18 protein-coding genes and 1 pseudogene are annotated in these 16,287 nt (G+C 53.5%); 7 read left to right on the top strand and 12 right to left on the bottom strand.

Annotation, left to right across the window (positions count from 1 at the left end; translation table 11 throughout):
- Positions 1-2: 2 nt before the first annotated feature.
- Genes tssC through U868_RS0103820 form a run of 4 tightly spaced genes read right to left on the bottom strand, consistent with a single transcriptional unit; the run spans position 3 to position 3,764 of the window.
- Positions 3-1,484 carry a type VI secretion system contractile sheath large subunit gene (gene tssC, locus U868_RS0103835; RefSeq protein WP_025152134.1) on the bottom strand — a complete coding sequence of 494 codons (1,482 nt, stop codon included), beginning with the start codon at positions 1,482-1,484 and terminating at the stop codon, positions 3-5.
- The gene (gene tssB / locus U868_RS0103830; protein ID WP_025152133.1) at positions 1,484-1,987 is read right to left on the bottom strand and encodes a type VI secretion system contractile sheath small subunit; all 504 of its coding nucleotides are present in this window, start codon (positions 1,985-1,987) and stop codon (positions 1,484-1,486) included. Before tssB ends, tssC begins: the two co-directional genes overlap by 1 nt.
- Positions 1,988-2,044: 57 nt before the next feature.
- The gene (locus U868_RS0103825) at positions 2,045-2,563 is read right to left on the bottom strand and encodes an Hcp family type VI secretion system effector (protein WP_025152132.1); all 519 of its coding nucleotides are present in this window, start codon (positions 2,561-2,563) and stop codon (positions 2,045-2,047) included.
- A 28-nt stretch (positions 2,564-2,591) separates the two neighbouring features.
- A complete protein-coding gene (locus U868_RS0103820) occupies positions 2,592-3,764 on the bottom strand; it encodes an ImpA family type VI secretion system protein (protein WP_162817206.1) in 1,173 nt (390 codons plus the stop codon).
- 388 nt (positions 3,765-4,152) lie between these two features.
- Between U868_RS0103820 and U868_RS0103810 the strand changes: the two genes are divergently transcribed.
- From U868_RS0103810 to U868_RS0103795, 4 genes are all read left to right on the top strand, one after another.
- Entirely contained in the window at positions 4,153-4,539 is a 387-nt protein-coding gene (locus tag U868_RS0103810) for a YkgJ family cysteine cluster protein (protein WP_029990629.1), read from the top strand.
- A gap of 82 nt (positions 4,540-4,621) precedes the next feature.
- On the top strand, positions 4,622-4,804 hold the full coding sequence (locus U868_RS0103805; protein WP_004241466.1) for a DUF2526 family protein: 183 nt from the start codon (positions 4,622-4,624) through the stop codon (positions 4,802-4,804).
- Positions 4,805-5,200: 396 nt separating this feature from the next.
- Positions 5,201-5,776 (top strand): class I SAM-dependent methyltransferase, encoded by a 576-nt coding sequence (locus tag U868_RS0103800; protein WP_025152129.1) that lies wholly within the window; start codon positions 5,201-5,203, stop codon positions 5,774-5,776.
- 70 nt (positions 5,777-5,846) lie between these two features.
- Positions 5,847-6,299 carry an acetyltransferase gene (locus tag U868_RS0103795; RefSeq protein WP_025152128.1) on the top strand — a complete coding sequence of 151 codons (453 nt, stop codon included), beginning with the start codon at positions 5,847-5,849 and terminating at the stop codon, positions 6,297-6,299.
- Between the two features lie 4 nt (positions 6,300-6,303).
- Here the strand turns inward: U868_RS0103795 and cysM are convergent, their stop codons facing one another.
- The 7 genes and pseudogenes from cysM to U868_RS0103760 all read right to left on the bottom strand — a co-directional run bounded on the left by cysM (position 6,304) and on the right by U868_RS0103760 (position 13,008).
- Positions 6,304-7,185 (bottom strand): cysteine synthase CysM, encoded by an 882-nt coding sequence (gene cysM / locus U868_RS0103790; protein WP_025152127.1) that lies wholly within the window; start codon positions 7,183-7,185, stop codon positions 6,304-6,306.
- A gap of 78 nt (positions 7,186-7,263) precedes the next feature.
- A complete protein-coding gene (locus U868_RS0103785) occupies positions 7,264-8,346 on the bottom strand; it encodes an ATP-binding cassette domain-containing protein (protein WP_025152126.1) in 1,083 nt (360 codons plus the stop codon).
- On the bottom strand, positions 8,336-9,178 hold the full coding sequence (gene cysW, locus U868_RS0103780) for a sulfate/thiosulfate ABC transporter permease CysW (RefSeq protein ID WP_025152125.1): 843 nt from the start codon (positions 9,176-9,178) through the stop codon (positions 8,336-8,338). The genes U868_RS0103785 and cysW overlap by 11 nt, the downstream gene beginning before the upstream one ends.
- On the bottom strand, positions 9,171-9,998 hold the full coding sequence (gene cysT / locus U868_RS0103775) for a sulfate/thiosulfate ABC transporter permease CysT (RefSeq protein ID WP_025152124.1): 828 nt from the start codon (positions 9,996-9,998) through the stop codon (positions 9,171-9,173). Before cysT ends, cysW begins: the two co-directional genes overlap by 8 nt.
- Before the next feature lies 1 nt (position 9,999).
- Positions 10,000-11,031, bottom strand: a complete 1,032-nt coding sequence (gene cysP / locus U868_RS0103770) for a thiosulfate ABC transporter substrate-binding protein CysP (protein ID WP_025152123.1) — start codon at positions 11,029-11,031, stop codon at positions 10,000-10,002.
- 387 nt (positions 11,032-11,418) lie between these two features.
- Positions 11,419-12,312 (bottom strand): annotated as a pseudogene (locus U868_RS0103765) (Dyp-type peroxidase); the annotation flags it as partial.
- 102 nt (positions 12,313-12,414) lie between these two features.
- Positions 12,415-13,008, bottom strand: a complete 594-nt coding sequence (locus U868_RS0103760; RefSeq protein WP_025152121.1) for an RpoE-regulated lipoprotein — start codon at positions 13,006-13,008, stop codon at positions 12,415-12,417.
- Between the two features lie 182 nt (positions 13,009-13,190).
- Here U868_RS0103760 and U868_RS0103755 point away from each other — a divergent pair, with 182 nt between their 5' ends.
- On the top strand, positions 13,191-13,604 hold the full coding sequence (locus tag U868_RS0103755; RefSeq protein WP_025152120.1) for a YgiW/YdeI family stress tolerance OB fold protein: 414 nt from the start codon (positions 13,191-13,193) through the stop codon (positions 13,602-13,604).
- Here the strand turns inward: U868_RS0103755 and U868_RS0103750 are convergent.
- The gene (locus tag U868_RS0103750; protein WP_025152119.1) at positions 13,601-14,032 is read right to left on the bottom strand and encodes a GNAT family acetyltransferase; all 432 of its coding nucleotides are present in this window, start codon (positions 14,030-14,032) and stop codon (positions 13,601-13,603) included. The genes U868_RS0103755 and U868_RS0103750 overlap by 4 nt on opposite strands.
- Positions 14,033-14,145: 113 nt before the next feature.
- On the opposite strand from U868_RS0103750, the gene hemF reads away from it, so the two are divergent.
- On the top strand, positions 14,146-15,051 hold the full coding sequence (hemF, locus tag U868_RS0103745; RefSeq protein ID WP_025152118.1) for an oxygen-dependent coproporphyrinogen oxidase: 906 nt from the start codon (positions 14,146-14,148) through the stop codon (positions 15,049-15,051).
- Between the two features lie 101 nt (positions 15,052-15,152).
- Positions 15,153-16,253: a M4 family metallopeptidase gene (locus U868_RS0103740; protein WP_025152117.1), complete on the top strand. Its 1,101-nt coding sequence runs from the start codon at positions 15,153-15,155 to the stop codon at positions 16,251-16,253.
- Positions 16,254-16,287: the final 34 nt, after the last annotated feature.

The raw sequence follows: 16,287 nt of genomic DNA, 5'->3' as shown, positions 1-16,287 counted from the left end.
CATTACCCGCCCGGGATATCCGCCACCATCCGCAGCGAGGCAGTAAGGGCTTCCATCTGTAACCACGGACGGATCCATGCCACCGCCGCATACATCCCGGGGCGGCCCGGTAAATCCGTCACCGTGACTCTGGCTTCCGCCAGCGGGTGAGTCGCTTTGGCTTCATTGCCGATAGCATTGGGATTGACATACTGATGCAGCCAGCGGTCGAGGGATTTTTCCACATCCGCCGCCGAGAGGTTTGATCCGACGCGGTCACGCCCTATCACCTTCAGATACTGCGCAATACGGCTGCTTGCCATCACATAGGGGAGTCTGGCGGAAATTGCCGCATTAGCGGTCGCCGCCGGGTCGGTATAGATTTTCGGTTTATGTACCGTCTGTGCGCCCATAAACACGCCGTGAGCCGCATTTTTGTAATGCACCAGCGGCAGGAAGCCAAGGTCACTCAGCTCTTTTTCCCGCTCATCGGTGAGATTGACCTGTGCCGGACACAGCTGGACCGCATCACGGGCATCATTGCGGTAGATATAATTCGGCAGATTATCCACTTTGCCGCCATTCTCCGCCCCGCGCACCGCCGTACACCAGCCGAAGCGGCGGTATGCCTGTGTCAGCAGCAGCCCGTAGGCATACGCGGCATTGCTCCAGACAAACTGATCCTGTGACGACACCTGTGCAGAGCCGTCCGCCCGCTGCGGCAATTCCTCAAATTCAAACCCGCTGATACTTTTACCGCCGGTGCCGTAAGGCTGACGCGCCAGGGTTTTCGGCAGTGTCAGTGCGACATAGCGCGACTCATCGGCGGCACGGAACGCATTCCACGAGGCATATGCCGGGGCATCAAACCCGGCGGCGACCGGTTTGCCGTCAGCAAACTGCGTTACCGACTGGAAATCAAACATCGACTGCCCGGCCGCCGCCACAAACGGCGCATGGGAGGCACTGGCCACTTCGCCGATGTAACGCAGCAGCGCCACGTCTTCATCACCGTAACCAAACTCAAAATCCCCGAGCAGCACGCCGTACGGCTGACCGCCTGCGGTACCGAATTCTGCCTGATACACACAGTTAAAAAACGGGCTGCGGTCAATCGCGGGGGCATTTTCGAACTGTTGCAGCAGCTCGCTTTTGGTGTAATCCGCCATGCGGATTTTCAGATCCGCTCCCGGGTCACTCTCCCTGACCAGTTTATGCAATCCCAGCCAGCTGCCTTCCAGCCGCCGAAAATCCGGGGCGGTCATCACTTCAGATAACTGAGCTGAAATCTGTTTATCAATCAGTGTGATAGCCTTACGTAAAGTCAGCGTCAGGTTTTTATCCCAGCTTACCGTACCCGCCATTGCCTGACGGGTCAGTGCGGTCATCAGGTCACGGGTAGTATCCGGCGGCGTCTGCACGGTGGCCTGTACCGCGCGATCGAGAAAACTGAGTTCCGCCGTGCCCTGCGGTACCGCCGCCTGCTGCTGCGAAGTGTCACTCATCAGCCCGCCTCCGGCACAGCCAGTTCCGCATTCAGGGAACTGAGTGCCTCTGTATTCTGCAGAATTTCTTTGAGCAGCTGCTCGAGGTCGCGGGAACGATCGGCTTTACTGAGCAGGGTTTTCAGCTGATTACGGGTTTCAACAAGGGATTTGAGCGGTGCTATCTGGTTCACCAGATTTTCCGGGTGAAAATCCGCCATCGATGTGAAAGAGAGTTCCACCGGAAACTCGCTGTCGTCATCACTGAGGGTATTGGTGACGTTAAAGGTCAGTTCCGGGTTTATCTGCGCCATCACATCATTAAAATTGTCATTATCAATGCCGGTAAATTCCCGATCTTCCGGCGCACATTTTTTATCCGCCGGTTTATGCCCGGAAAAATCCCCGACCACCCCGACGACAAACGGCAGCTCCCGGTTTTCTGATTCACCGTTGACTTCAACATCATACGTAATACTGACGCGGTTTTTATTCACCCGCTTGTGCTGTGCATTCATTGCCATAACCATTTTCCTGCGGTTATCAAAAAAGCGGGAAGCCCGAAGGCTTCCCGTCAGGTATTATTTCGCGCCGGACAGCAATTTGCCCTGCGGCAGGTTGTAAGTGACAATACCACCCTCTTTCAGCTCACCGCCTTCCAGTTCATAGGAATGTTTCTGAGAAATTTCCACATAGGAAAAGGTGATCATTTCATGCGGCTGTGCACCGTCATAACCGCTGACGTTATAGCCGGTCAGGCGGGCATGAGAGAGCTTGATCTGAAAATAAACAGATGCCCCCGAGCCGTCCGCTTCCGGTTTGGTGAAGGCGATTTCCACGGTTTTGCCTTCTTTGCCCGGATTAAACAGGAAAGAGAGCAGATCTTCCGATGCGCCGTCAATCTGCTTTGCCACACTGACCGGCTGAATCGCGACCATACCGGAGTCGGCGTTATTACCGTTACCGATATCCATCGCCACATTACGGGAGCCGCCCCAGCTGTAGGAGTCCACCGCAAACCAGTTCGCGCCGTCCAGGCCGATAACCGTTGCGCCGCCTTTAATATCAACGCCATCAATTCGCATATAAATACTTGCCATAACTATCCTTATTATGTGTGTGTAATGATTACCAGCGCAGCGCGGTATTGCCGTGCTCTGCCGGTAAGGTCGGGTTTTCATCTGCGGATGCCGGGCCGCTTTCCGGCACCGGCAATTCTGTCATCTGCATATCATTCAGACCGGTCAGTGAAAAAATCCGGTCCAGCAGTGTGCTGTTGTCTTCCAGTAATATTTCCTGCCACAACCCGGCCAGAGACATTTGCCCCCAGCGGATGGCTTTTTCCAGCAGGTAGGAGATCGGACTGTGCGGTTCACTGTCCCTGAAATAACGTGAAATTTCGCGCAGCTGCCGCAGTGCGGTATCACGGTTGTGGTGATTACGCCGGCTGAGTGCCGGGAAATCCGGCCGTCCTGAGGGTTCCGTAACCGGAGAGGCCGTTTTCTCCGGCGGATGCTCCGGCTGTGCCGCCGTAACCGGTGGCGCGGAGAGTGCTACCCCGCTGACAGCCATCACCGCATTGCGGTAACCGGTCAGTAATTCCGTAAAAAAGACGGGTGATACCGTGCCGCCCGCGCCCCGTTCCGCAAAAAATGCCGTCAGCGGCTGTAAGTGCGCCAGGCACTGTGTCAGCACATCAATGCGCTGCCGGGCGTCCGCCTGTGATTGCGCAGAGTGCGACGGGCTGTCCGGCAGCACTCCCCGGTGCTGACATTGCAGATAGTGGTAATACGGGATGTCATCCGCCACCGGTAACAGCAATACCGCACTGTAAAACAAACAATTTTCGGTAGCGGAGCCAAGAATCAGACTCAGCTCCTGTAATTTTATCTGCTCCGCCTGCGGGTCTGTTTCATGCTGGGGGGGCAGTTGTTCCCAGTGTTGAGTCATCTGAACAGAGAACCAGGCAAGCGACTGCTCAAGGGCGCACAGTGACGGATCCTGTAATATCTGACACCAGAGATACCAGCCGGAAAGACTGATATCACGTGCCGTGTCTGTCAGGACAGGTAGCAGCGCATCTGCCAGCGCAGTCTGATCGGCGAGCATCTGCTGCCGGTGCTGTGCTCTGCTTTCATCATCCGTCTGCTGTAACAGACGGCGCAGCGAGGACTGGGCAATATTGAACAGATTACGCAGCGGCCGGTAACGGGCATCATCTGCCTTTAAATATTCCCCCTGCGGCTGTCTTTCACAGACAGGTAACCACAGTGTTTTCTGCTCATCCTGAGACAATGGCATACCTTTCCCTTTGCGTTCCGCCGCTGTTTTCCGATGCGGCAAGTAAACCACATTGAAAGTACCGCCACTGTCAGCAGCCTCATTAATTTTTTTAGCTTTACGCCGGACCATGGCAGCATATCGTGCAGGGAGGGATAACCGGAGGTATTTTTACTTTATCTTTTAAAAACAGAAATATACCCGCATTTACTGCAAATTATGCCGGGCATCTTTCATTAGTTGGCTTATTATTTTAATTTTGTTCATTATTTTGTGATCCCGTGCTGTATATTTTTATTGAATTTAAGCGGCAAAATAAAAATAATAATCCGTCCTGTCTGATTATTCAGGACAAAAACCCGGTGAGCGGTGAGGTTATCACCGCGTTTGCATAATGTGGTTAACTATCATGAGCAATGTAATTGCGTTTACTGATGCGGACACCAATCCCTGCATGCAATGCGGGGCATGCTGTGCCTATTTCCGGGTCTCGTTTTATCACGGGGAAACGGACAGCACGGGCGGCGTGGTGCCGGCAGAGATGACAGAGAAAGTGAATGATTTTATGGCCTGTATGAAAGGCACTGATCAGCCATCCCCGCGCTGTGTCAACCTTCAGGGGGAAGTCGGTCAGTGTGTGGCATGCAGCGCTTACGCACAACGCCCGTCCCCGTGCCGCGAGTTTGAACAATCGTGGGTCAGCGGTATACACAATGCCGCCTGTGACCGGGCAAGAGCCGCACACGGCCTGCCGCCGCTCGGACCACCGTCCCGCCATAATGATCACGCGGCCTGATCACCGCCGTTTTGCACTAACGTTTTTACGGCTGTTCAGGTAGGATAACCGCATTACTATCAGACTGAATAAGGACAGCCGTATGAGCGATTACGCACAGAGTGTTGCTGACGTGGAAAAAGCCATTGAGAGTAACAGTATCACTGAAATGAATGAGCTGATGGTCAGCCTGGGTGACAGTAACCCGCTGCCGTATGAACAGCGTTATGAATTACAGCAGCGCCTCCGTCAGGCGATAATGGATCACGGAAAAATACATCACTAGTTAATTCTAATTCCGTACCGGCTTATTTCCGGAATAATATACCGGTACGGAGTGTCATGTTTATTGCGTTAATGTCAGCTTTTGCAAAAATCGCAGTCATTCCTGTACTAACCGTCTTTTAATCCGCTATGCTTTCCCTGTCAGCTATCTCGTTCATCTGATTATTATTTATAACAAATCAATCTTATCTGCCTGTTAATTAAAAATTGCAAACAAAACACCCTATTTAATTGTTTTATATGACAGTTTTATGAATTTTTTAATTTTTTCACCGGATGAACAATTCTTTATTTATCGGTAGAGGAAAGAGAATAATCGGCATATGATATTGAATACGTTTCACTGACGTGACTATTTACACGTGCGTTGTATCCGGGTTTGTAAGGAATGCTTATTATGGAAGTATCAAACTATTCACCGTTACTGAGCTATTACGCGTACATTAAAAAATTTATTGTATCGCCGGCCACGATGGGTACCATCACGCCCTCATCACGCTGGTTGTGCCGTGCCATGGTCCGTCACGTCGACTGGAGCGGTGAGCAGCATTTCGCTGAGCTGGGCGCCGGTACCGGGGTGATTACCCGCCAGATTCTGGATCAGATGGATCCGCAGGCTAAACTGGATGCCTATGAAATTGACCCCTATTTTGTCAGCCTGCTGAATAAATTTCAGGATAACCGGCTGGGGATTTTTTCTGACTCGGCAGAGAAACTGAGCCGTCCGTATAATGTGATTTTTTCCGGGCTGCCGTTCCTGTCAATTGACCGCCGCACCGGGCTGCGTATTCTGAAAGCGGTGCGTGACAATATTGAACTCAGTGACGGGCAGTTTATTCTGTTCCAGTACACCACCAAATTTGAGAAATACCTGCGCCGTTATTTCCATTTCCGTAAAGAGCGTGTATTGTTCAACGTTCCGCCGGCCTGGGTATATATCTGTACCCCGAAGAGACGTTATACCAATAACTGATCACCCGCAGCGTGTCCCGGAATGCCGGGACACCGGCCATTCTCTGTATCCTCTGTTTACGGATTTCTTTATGTTAATTATCGCCCCTGCCAAACCGGATCATTTCCCGCGTCTGGTTGCTATCTGGGAATCATCCGTCCGTGCCACACACGATTTTTTATGTGAGGCTGATATTGAAAAACTGCGCCCGCTGCTGCTCAATACCTATCTGCCGAACCTGAATGTGGTGGTGGCGCAGGATGAAAACGGTGAGATTCACGGTTTTCTCGGCACAGACGCGAACCGGATTGAGATGCTGTTCGTGGAGGCGGAAATCCGCGGCAAAGGCACCGGTAAATTCCTGCTGAATTATGCGGTTGAGCAATTACAGGCGGATGAGCTGGATGTGAATGAACAGAACCCGCAGGGCGCTGGTTTTTACCGCCATATGGGCTTTACACAGACAGGCCGTTCTGAACTGGATGGGGAGGGAAATCCGTTCCCGCTGCTGCACATGAAATACACCGGCAAAACAGCGGGATAATGTCTCAGCCGAAAACGCCGGTTGAGAGATAACGGTCGCCGCGATCGCAGATTACGGCGACAATCACCGCCCCCGGGTTCGCTTTTGCAATTCTCAGTGCACCGGCCACGGCACCGCCGGAACTGACCCCGCAGAAAATGCCTTCCTGCTGCGCCAGCTGACGCATGGTATCTTCTGCTTCCTGCTGTGTGATATCCAGAATATCATCCACCAGCTGAGGCTGAAAAATCCCCGGCAGATAGCCCGGTGACCAGCGGCGGATCCCCGGAATCTGACTGTTTTCCGCCGGTTGCAGACCGGCAATACTGACCTGCGGTGAAACTTCTTTCAGGTAGCGCGCCACGCCGGTTATCGTACCGGTGGTGCCCATGGCTGAGACAAAGTGCGTGATACGCCCGTCCGTCTGCTGCCAGATTTCCGGGCCGGTTGTCCGGTAATGAGCCAGCGGGTTATCGGGGTTATTAAACTGGTCAAGCACATAACCTTCCCCGTCCGCTGCCATCTGCTGCGCCAGATCCCGCGCCCCTTCCATACCCTGCGCCCGGCTGACCAGCACCAGTTCCGCACCGTAAGCTTTCATGGCAGCCTGACGTTCGGCACTCATATTTTCCGGCATCAGCAATTTTAATTTATAACCGCGAATCGCTGCGATCATCGCCAGCGCAATGCCGGTATTGCCGCTGGTGGCTTCAATCAGCGTATCCCCGGGACGGATTTCCCCGCGCTGTTCAGCACCTTCAATCATACTTTTCGCCGCGCGATCTTTTACCGAGCCGCCGGGGTTATTGCCTTCCGGTTTGACCCAAATTTCTGCGCCGCTGCCCTCACCCAGCCGTGCAAGCCGGAAAAGCGGGGTATTGCCGATGCCATTACTGATAGATGCCACGTTGTTCTGCCTCCTGAGCCGTAAACGGAAACCATACCGCCGCCGCAAGGCAGTATGCAACCGGAATTATTTTCATCTTTATGCGCACTGTGCCTGCGGCAGCAGCGCCAGTTCATCTTCGCCGCGAAACAGCCGCAGTTCCCTGATTGTCAGCCAGACAGAATCACCGGCGGCGGCACGGGTGTCCGGCGGTAATATTACCGTCACTTCATCTTCAGCCGCTTCCGTGGTCACCACCGCAGTGCGGTAATGCCCGTGTGAACGGAGGGTCACAACCCGGGCGGCAACCGCATCGGCAGAAAAGGTATGCTGCAATGTCAGCGACCAGGGGCGCACAAATACCGATACCGGCCCGGAACCGGCAGTCAGTGCGGCAACCGGCTGGCGCACACCGCCAATCCTCACCCCGCCATCCGCACCGATATCACCGCGGAAAATATTGATCTGACCGAGGAATTCGGTCACGAAGCGGTTGCTGTCATCATTCCCCAGGCTTTCGGGTGCCGCGATCTGCTCGATATGTCCGCCGCGCATCACCACGATGCGGTCAGCCACTTCCAGTGCCTCTTCCTGATCGTGTGTCACGAACACAGCGGTAAATCCCAGTGACTGATGCAGCTGACGCAGCCAGCGGCGCAGTTCGGTTCTCACCCCTGCATCCAGGGCACCGAACGGTTCATCCAGCAACAGGATCTGCGGCTCTGCCGCCAGCGCTCTGGCCAGGGCCACCCGCTGTTGTTGTCCGCCGGAAAGCTGTGCCGGGTAACGATCCGCCAGGTGTGGCATCTGAATCTTTTCCAGCAATGACATCACTTTCACGCGGATTTCTTTTTTTGACGGACGTGTTTTGCGCGGCAGTACCGTCAGCCCGAATGCAATGTTGTCAAACACCGTCATATGCCGGAACAGCGCATAGTGCTGAAAGACAAACCCGGCACGGCGCTCCCCTGCCGCCAGCCCGGAGACCTCTTTCCCGCTGATATACAATTCTCCGGCGGTATGCGGCGTCAGCCCGGCAATAATCCGCAGCAGTGTGGTTTTTCCGGAGCCGGACGGTCCCAGCAGCGCCACCATTTCGCCGTCCGCCACCGACAGCGAGATATCCTGTAATACCGGCTCCGCACCGAAATGGTGTGTCAGATGACGGATTTCAATGCTCATATTTCCTCCGGGAGCCCTGATAAGCCATCACGCCGTGACGGATGCACAGGGTCACAACAGCCATCAGCGCCAGCAGACCGGATGCGGTAAATGCCGCCACGGTCTGATAATCCTGGTGTAATAATTCAACCTGCAACGGTAAGGTGAAGGTTTCCCCGCGAATTGCGCCGGAAACCACCGACACCGCCCCAAACTCCCCGATAGCCCGGGCGTTGGTCAGGATCACACCGTAAAACAGCGGCCAGCGGATATTCGGCAGCGTTACCCGCCACCAAATCTGCCACGCACGGGCTCCCAGCAGTACAGCGGCCTCTTCTTCCTGCGCCCCCTGACTGAGCATCACCGGTACCAGCTCCCGCACCACATAGGGACAGGTCACGAAAATCGTCACCAGCACAATTCCCGGCAGCGCAAACATGATTTGGGTGTCCAGCGAGCTTTCGAGAAAGCCCCCCGGCCAGCTGTTTGAGCCGTACAGCAGCAGATACAGCAGCCCGGCGATCACCGGCGATACGGCAAACGGCAGATCTGCCAGAGTCAGCAATAACTGGCGGCCGGGAAAACGAAACCGCGTTACCAGCCACGCCAGCAGTGTGCCGAAAATCAGATTCACCGGTACGGTGATCAGCGCCACGATCACTGTCAGCCAGATAGCGTGCAGCATATCCGCCTCCGCCAGTGCACGGACAACACCGCCGATGCCATCAGACAGCGCGGTGACAAAAATCCACACCAGCGGAATCACCAGGATGAAAAATGTCAGCAGCAGGCCCGCAGTGATCAGCAACCACTTCTGCCACGGGAAACGTCTGCGGCGCAGAGAATCAGCCATGTGACCTGCCTGTGCGCAATCCGGCGCGGCTCTGAATAATATTAACCGCCAGCAATAACACCAGCGAGGTCATCAGCACCACCGAGGCAATCGCTGCAGCCGCAGGGTATTCAAATTCCTGCAGACGGACAAAAATCAGAAATGACACCACTTCTGTCTGCCACGCGAGGTTACCGGCGATAAAAATCACCGCGCCGAACTCGCCGAGGCTGCGGGTAAAGGACAAAACCGTTCCCGCCAGCGCGGCCGGGGCGATTTCCGGCCAAATCACACGGCAGAATATCTGAAAGCGTGAAGCCCCCAGCGTTTCTGCCGCTTCCTCATATTCCGGTTTCAGGGTTTCCAGCACCGGCTGTACCGTGCGGACCACAAACGGGATACTGGTAAACATCATCGCAACCGCAATACCAATCCAGGTATTCACCACGGTGATATTAAACGAATCAAAAAAACGGCCGTACCAGCCGTTCGGGGCAAAGAGAGTGGCGAGTGTCAGTCCCGCAACTGCCGTAGGCAGGGCAAAGGGTAAATCCATCAGGCCGTCAAGAATACGGTGGCCGGGAAAGCGGTAGCGGGTCAGGATCCAGGCCATCAGCACACCAAACACCGCATTAAACAGACTGGCGGCAAGCGCGGCGAGCAGTGTGACTTTATAGGCGGCGACCACCTGCGGCCCGGTAATGACCTGCCAGTACTGTGCCCAGCTCATCTGCGCCAGCTGTAATACCAGTGCCGTGAGGGGCAGCAGCAGGATCAGCCCGCTGTAGAGCAGCGTAAACCCGAGGGACAGGCCGAATCCCGGCAACACCCGCCTTGCCATATCAGCGTCCCTGAGCCATCAGAGTGTCAAATTCACCGCCTGAATTAAACCGGCTTGCCATCACTTCAGACCATGAGCCGAACTGATCTTCCACTTTAAACAGGGTGACAGGCGGAAACTGCCCTTTGGTCGCCGCCATCACATCCGGGTCAGTCACGCGGTAATTAAACTGTGTCATTTTGGCCTGTGCCGCCGGGCTGTAAAGGAAAGTCAGATACGCATCGGCAACAGCCTGTGTGCCGTTCTTTTCCGTGTTTTTATCCACCCGCGCCACCGGGAATTCCGCCAGAATATTGGATGCCGGGACGATAACGTCATAATCATCCGCGCCATATTCATTACGGATATTATTCACTTCTGATTCAAAACTGATCAGCACATCCCCCAGCCCGCGATCAATAAATGATGTGGTGGCGCCCCGGCCGCCGGTATCAAATACCGCAACATTACTGAGGAATTTTTTCATCTGTTCCTGTGTTCTGGCGCTGTTTTTACCGTTTTTCTGCTGCCAGAAACCTTCTGCCGCCAGATAGGTGTAACGGCCGTTACCGGAGGTTTTCGGGTTCGGGAACACAATTTTCACATCATCACGCAGCAGGGAATCCCAGTCTTTGATCTGTTTCGGATTGCCTTTGCGTACCAGGAAAGCCATGGTGGAATAATACGGCGAGCTGTTATTCGGCAGACGCGCCTGCCAGTCCGCTGCCAGCAGATTGCCTTTGTCATGCAGAACCTGCACATCGGTCACCTGGTTATAAGTGACCACATCCGCCCGCAGTCCCTGTAATATCGCCAGCGCCTGTTTTGAGGAGCCGCCGTGAGACTGGCGGATAGTCAGCGGATCGTCCGGGTGTTCCGCATTCCACTGTTTTTCAAACAGCGGGTTGATTTCCGTGAACAGCTCACGGGCAATATCATAGGAGCTGTTCAGCAGCTGAGCAGCACCGGCAGCACCGCTCCATACAGCAGAAAGGAGCAGCAGACCGGCAGGTAATACAGCGTTGACAGATAGTTTCACGGCGGAGAACCTCATTATAATGATGCGTTTCAGGTAACTCCGGTCAGTGTGCATATATCAGTAAAGTGATACAAGCCATTTACTTATACCATTATGGAATTATATATAGTGATTATTTCCTTCTGAATATTATGCATCGATCTGTTCAGTCACTTCCTGTGTCGTGTATATATACACGCAGGACAGACGTTACGCTCAGGGGAAGGTACAGCGGAATAAGGATAAAAACAGACACAAAAATGTGCATCACTGCGGGAAAAGTATGACGGTGATAACGGGTAAAAGAAACGAAAAGTATGCGCGCCACGGATGGCGCGCCTGAGCTTACAGGGATGTATTCACAGCGACTTTTCGTTTTTGCCCGTTATCAGCCGGTTCCGGGCTTAAAGTGACACCCTCCTGCAACGCGATCAGCTGTGCCAGCGACGGCGCATAATAATAAGCCCCGGTTTTCGGTTTACTGAACCGCAGCAGATCATCAAATTTACCGTCGGTTTCGCCGAACATACTCAGCAATTGCTGCTCAATATTATGCAAACGACCGCAGTACGCGATAAAGAACAGGCCGTGCTCACCACCGGCAGTACCGTACGGCAGGCTCTGGCGCAGAATGGAAAGCTCTTCACCCTCCTCCTCAATCACCACACGCGAGACATGAGAGGTTACATTGCGCACATTTTCATCCAGCTCGGTGCTGTCTGCTTTGGTGCGGCCAATCATCTTTTCCTGCTGCTCTTCAGAAAAACGGGTCCATTTATTCAGGCTGTGTGCCCAGCGCTGAGTCAGGATATAACTGCCGCCCGCATCTTCCCCTTCCGCGATCAGTGCCACGTCCGGACGCTCATCCCCTTCCGGGTTTTCAGTGCCGTCGATAAAGCCGCTCAGATCGCGCTCTTCCGTCCAGCGGAAACCGTGAATTTCGCCCTGAATCTCAACCGCACCCGCAAATGCCGCCACCGCTGCCTGTGCCAGTGAAAAGTTAATATCGTGACGCTGAGAATGAATGTGGATCAGTAAATCATACTGTGTGGCCGGCGCCAGGCCGCGCCCCAGTTCACGGAAATTTTTCAGCTCCGGTGCACTGCTCTGACTGCCCAGCTGACGCCACAGGTCGTGACCGAATGCTACCGTGGCACTCAGCTGTTCAGCCGGAAACTGAGTCTGTAACTTTTTCAGTGCTGCCAGAAAAACCTGACAACCGCGCCGGATCGCCGGTAAATCACCTTTGGTGTTTGCTTCAATAAAAATACCGAAACGGCAGTGTTCCGGCAGAATACCGCTTTGTGCTTGTGACATGTTGCTCCCTTTGCATCGTCAGTCTGATCAGGAAATGGCCTTATCATAAATCACTGACGCGGAATTACGTTGTTATTCCTCAAGTTCATTTATTATTCCGGGTTATTTATTGGCCCAGACGATATAACTGACAGTCCAGTTCTTCAGAATATCATCGGACGGCATCAGTGTTTCAGGACCAAACCAGGTTCCGCGGAAAACATAAGAAACACGCGGGGTTTGCGGTGAACGGCAGATAACCTGTGCGCTGTCATCAAATTCAGTGGTCAGGGTGCAGGCACCGGCAACGGCCTGCGGATAGATGTCCGAAAAGAGAGTTCCGGTTTTGGTGTCCCATTCTGTACGGATATCCGCATCATTGGCGACAATACGCTGCACAGTACCATTTTCCGGCCCGGACAGGCGGATAACTGTTTTATTGTCTTTCCGGCCTTCAAAAATTTTAACGATCTGCCCCTGCTCGGTCTGCATACCACCGCGCAGTGTGTATTTATCGTCCAGTCCCTGACTGATCGCCGCTTCGGTCATGGCTGTCCGGTTATTCACACCGCCGACACCCTGTGCCGTTACCGTCAGCGCACTGCTGCTGAACCAGCTTACCGGCGATAATGATGACCACGAAAATGAACTGCACCCGTTCAGCATCAGTACGGCACCGGCCACGGCGGCCAGCTTCATTGCCTGATAACACTTCATTTATTGCTCCTTTGCATTCGGTTCAGATATCAGACTCCGGAATTGACAAAACATTCATTCTGAATTATTACATCAAATAACTTTAACAAAATACGTATATTTACGAATTCAGTAACGTAACATTTCCGATAAGATATCTCCCGGCATATCACCGACATTCTCATTTACCGGCGACATAAGCTATGGCTAAAATGACATTCACATCATCGTCTTTTTACCTGTTTTCAGCGGTTGTGCTGGCAGGTACATTCTGGTTTCAGTCTGCTGCTGCCCTGCCGTCCTTTTCTGCCTATGAGTATCATCAAAGCACAGTGAAATGTGAAACACCACAGCGTTTTATCATCAAGCAGCTGCCCTATCTGCAGGATAACAGCCGGGTGATTCTGGAAGGCAATATTCAGTCTCAGATTTCAGCGGAGCACTATCTGCTGGGGGATTACAGCGGTATCGTCGAAATAAAAATTCCCGCGGATTTATGGGGGAAAAAGATTATCACCCCTAATGATACCGTCCGTATTGAAGGCGGAATGGAAAAAGACCGCCATGAGATTGTCGTGACCGCAGATTCGCTCAGTGTGGTAAACCCCGGCAGTTAATATTCCGGGTCGGTGATCAGCCGCTTCGTGTAGGTCAGGCTGTCCTGCTGACATTCGTCGTAGGCCAGTTTGTCAAACATACTCAGTGTGGCGGTATTATCATCCGGAATTGTCAGCAGCAGCTGCGGACATCCCCGCGCCAGCAGCTTTTTCTCAAGTCTCGCCACCATAGCATTGGCAATTCCCCGGCCCTGAAACTCCGGATGTACCGCCAGATAATAGGCATAGCCCCGGTATCCGTCATAACCGCCCAGCAGCGTACCCACCACCTCGCCGTTGACTTCTGCCACCAGAAACAGTGCCGGGTCGTGTGCCATTTTCCGCTCAATCACGGTTTCCGGGTCATCCGGGGGAGTGACCAGATCACAACGCTCCCAGAGCGCAACAACCTCTTCAAAATCACCTTGCTGGAATGTGCGAATGTCCATACCGTTACCTGCCTGCCGGTTGTCTGCCCGTGTCCGTGAGGAGACGGGTGTGATATCTTATAAAAACAAAATGATATACTAAAGTTTATCCGCAGCTCAATGGTCGTGATGTAATGAATATCCCTGATAGTGACAGTGTTAAAGATTTTTTTCTCCGGTTACAGGATTCCCTGTGCGGACAACTCGCCGCCTGCGACGGCGGTGCTGAGTTTACTGAAGATAAGTGGCAGCGGGAGTCCGGCGGCGGCGGACGCAGCCGGGTACTGAAATCCGGCGCGCTGTTTGAACAGGCCGGTGTTAATTTTTCACATATCAGCGGGGACAGCCTGCCGCCGTCAGCCACGGCACACCGCCCGGAACTGGCCGGGCGTCACTATCAGGCCATGGGTGTTTCCCTGGTGCTTCATCCGCATAATCCGTATGTCCCGGCCGCACACGCTAATGTACGCTTTTTTATTGCCGAAAAAACCGGCTGTGACCCGGTCTGGTGGTTCGGTGGCGGTTTTGATCTGACCCCTTTTTATCCTTTCACTGAAGATGCCGTACACTGGCACAGTGTCGCCCGGGATATCTGTACTCCGCTGGGCGAAGATGCCTGGCCGCGTTATAAAAAATGGTGCGACGACTATTTTTATCTGAAACACCGCAGCGAAGCGCGCGGTATCGGCGGCCTGTTCTTTGATGATCTGAATAAACCCGGTTTTGAGGAATGCTTTGCCTTCACACAGGCTGTCGGCAACGGTTTTACCCGGGCTTATCTGCCGATCACGGAAAAACGCCGTTCTATTCCCTATGGTGAACGCGAACGGCAGTTTCAGCTCTACCGGCGCGGCCGTTACGTGGAGTTCAATCTGGTGTGGGATCGCGGCACACTTTTCGGTTTACAGAGCGGCGGGCGGACTGAATCCATCCTGATGTCAATGCCGCCGCTGGTGCGCTGGGAATACGACTATCAGCCGCAGGCCGGTTCCCCGGAAGCCGCACTGAATGATTTTCTTATCCCCCGCGACTGGATCTGATAACTCTTCACAGTGTGCTGACTGAAAAGCAGGCTGATAGTCTGCTGCGGTGAGTATTTTTCTCCGCGAAGATGGTGGCTCCAACAACAGGAGAACCGCCTATGTCAGCACATGCCCCGCGTTATTCATTTTTACCGCCCTGGATCCTGAAAAAACGCCTGCTTCATGAGGGGGATCACGAAGAGACCCGGTTATGTTATCAGCATATGCAGCGCTTGCTGAGTTACCACCGCGTGCCGGAAGCAGAAACGATATCTCTCAGTTATGCCGCCCTGCCGGACACCGGGTGCCATTCTCCGGCACACCGCCGGGTGATGCATCTGAAAAACCTGACCATCGTTCCGGATCTGTATTACCGTGAAGACCGGAAAGCGGAAAATACTCAGCCGCATATGGCTGTCCGGCAGGATACCGATACCGACAATATGTTTGAATATCTTGATATCATTTACGGCTTTTTTGATAATGTGTTTGATTACAAATCCTTTAATGACAGCAATGCCACCATTTCCGCCATGACACATTACGGACGCGGCTACTGCAATGCCTTCTGGAACGGCGCACATCTGGTATTTGGTGCCGGGGATGCCGGAATGAGCGTGACTCCCCTGTTTCTGAGTTTTGCCCAGCTGGATATCGCCACGCACGAATTTTCCCATGCCGTGATTGATCACCTTTCTCCGCTGACTTACAGCCATCAGTCCGGAGCCCTGAATGAATCTGTCTGTGATGTGTTTACCGTCATGCTGGGTCATTACCGCAGCCGCCACGCCAGCCATCAGGGGGACTGGCATATCGGCAGAACATTGTTTAATCAACAAAGCGGAATTAAAGCACTGCGTTCCCTTTCATCACCGGGAAATGCCTATAACCATCCGGTGATCGGCAAAGATAAACAGGTGGCACATATGAAGGATTATATTGCACTGCCGGATGACCCTGAGAATGATAATGGCGGTGTGCATTGCTACTCCGGTATCCCGAATCATGCATTTTACCATTTCGCTTCCGCCCTCGGCGGATACAGCTGGGAAGTGGCCGGGCAAATCTGGTTCGACACGCTGCGCAGAGGCAACCTGCCGCCGGAATGTGATTTCCTTACCTTCGCCCGCGAAACCCTGCTCGTTGCGGATGAAAATTATGATGAGGAAGTTGCGGCCGTGCTGCTGAACGCCTGGAAAGCCGTCGGGCTGGAGCCGTGATAACGCTCAGATATAAAAAAACCCGCATTAAAAC

Origin of the sequence: Morganella morganii H1r (genome assembly GCF_000633515.1) — a bacterium.
Taxonomy (GTDB): domain Bacteria; phylum Pseudomonadota; class Gammaproteobacteria; order Enterobacterales; family Enterobacteriaceae; genus Morganella; species Morganella morganii_B.
This window is presented reverse-complemented; position numbering and strand designations above follow the sequence as displayed.

Coding starts and splice junctions, on each gene's coding strand:
- tssC (WP_025152134.1), bottom strand. CDS start 1,484: ATGAGTGACACTTCGCAGCAGCAGGCGGCGGTACCGCAGGGCACGGCG.
- tssB (WP_025152133.1), bottom strand. CDS start 1,987: ATGGCAATGAATGCACAGCACAAGCGGGTGAATAAAAACCGCGTCAGT.
- U868_RS0103825 (WP_025152132.1), bottom strand. CDS start 2,563: ATGGCAAGTATTTATATGCGAATTGATGGCGTTGATATTAAAGGCGGC.
- U868_RS0103820 (WP_162817206.1), bottom strand. CDS start 3,764: ATGCCATTGTCTCAGGATGAGCAGAAAACACTGTGGTTACCTGTCTGT.
- U868_RS0103810 (WP_029990629.1), top strand. CDS start 4,153: ATGAGCAATGTAATTGCGTTTACTGATGCGGACACCAATCCCTGCATG.
- U868_RS0103805 (WP_004241466.1), top strand. CDS start 4,622: ATGAGCGATTACGCACAGAGTGTTGCTGACGTGGAAAAAGCCATTGAG.
- U868_RS0103800 (WP_025152129.1), top strand. CDS start 5,201: ATGGAAGTATCAAACTATTCACCGTTACTGAGCTATTACGCGTACATT.
- U868_RS0103795 (WP_025152128.1), top strand. CDS start 5,847: ATGTTAATTATCGCCCCTGCCAAACCGGATCATTTCCCGCGTCTGGTT.
- U868_RS0103785 (WP_025152126.1), bottom strand. CDS start 8,346: ATGAGCATTGAAATCCGTCATCTGACACACCATTTCGGTGCGGAGCCG.
- cysW (WP_025152125.1), bottom strand. CDS start 9,178: ATGGCTGATTCTCTGCGCCGCAGACGTTTCCCGTGGCAGAAGTGGTTG.
- cysT (WP_025152124.1), bottom strand. CDS start 9,998: ATGGCAAGGCGGGTGTTGCCGGGATTCGGCCTGTCCCTCGGGTTTACG.
- cysP (WP_025152123.1), bottom strand. CDS start 11,031: ATGAGGTTCTCCGCCGTGAAACTATCTGTCAACGCTGTATTACCTGCC.
- U868_RS0103760 (WP_025152121.1), bottom strand. CDS start 13,008: ATGAAGTGTTATCAGGCAATGAAGCTGGCCGCCGTGGCCGGTGCCGTA.
- U868_RS0103755 (WP_025152120.1), top strand. CDS start 13,191: ATGGCTAAAATGACATTCACATCATCGTCTTTTTACCTGTTTTCAGCG.
- U868_RS0103750 (WP_025152119.1), bottom strand. CDS start 14,032: ATGGACATTCGCACATTCCAGCAAGGTGATTTTGAAGAGGTTGTTGCG.
- hemF (WP_025152118.1), top strand. CDS start 14,146: ATGAATATCCCTGATAGTGACAGTGTTAAAGATTTTTTTCTCCGGTTA.
- U868_RS0103740 (WP_025152117.1), top strand. CDS start 15,153: ATGTCAGCACATGCCCCGCGTTATTCATTTTTACCGCCCTGGATCCTG.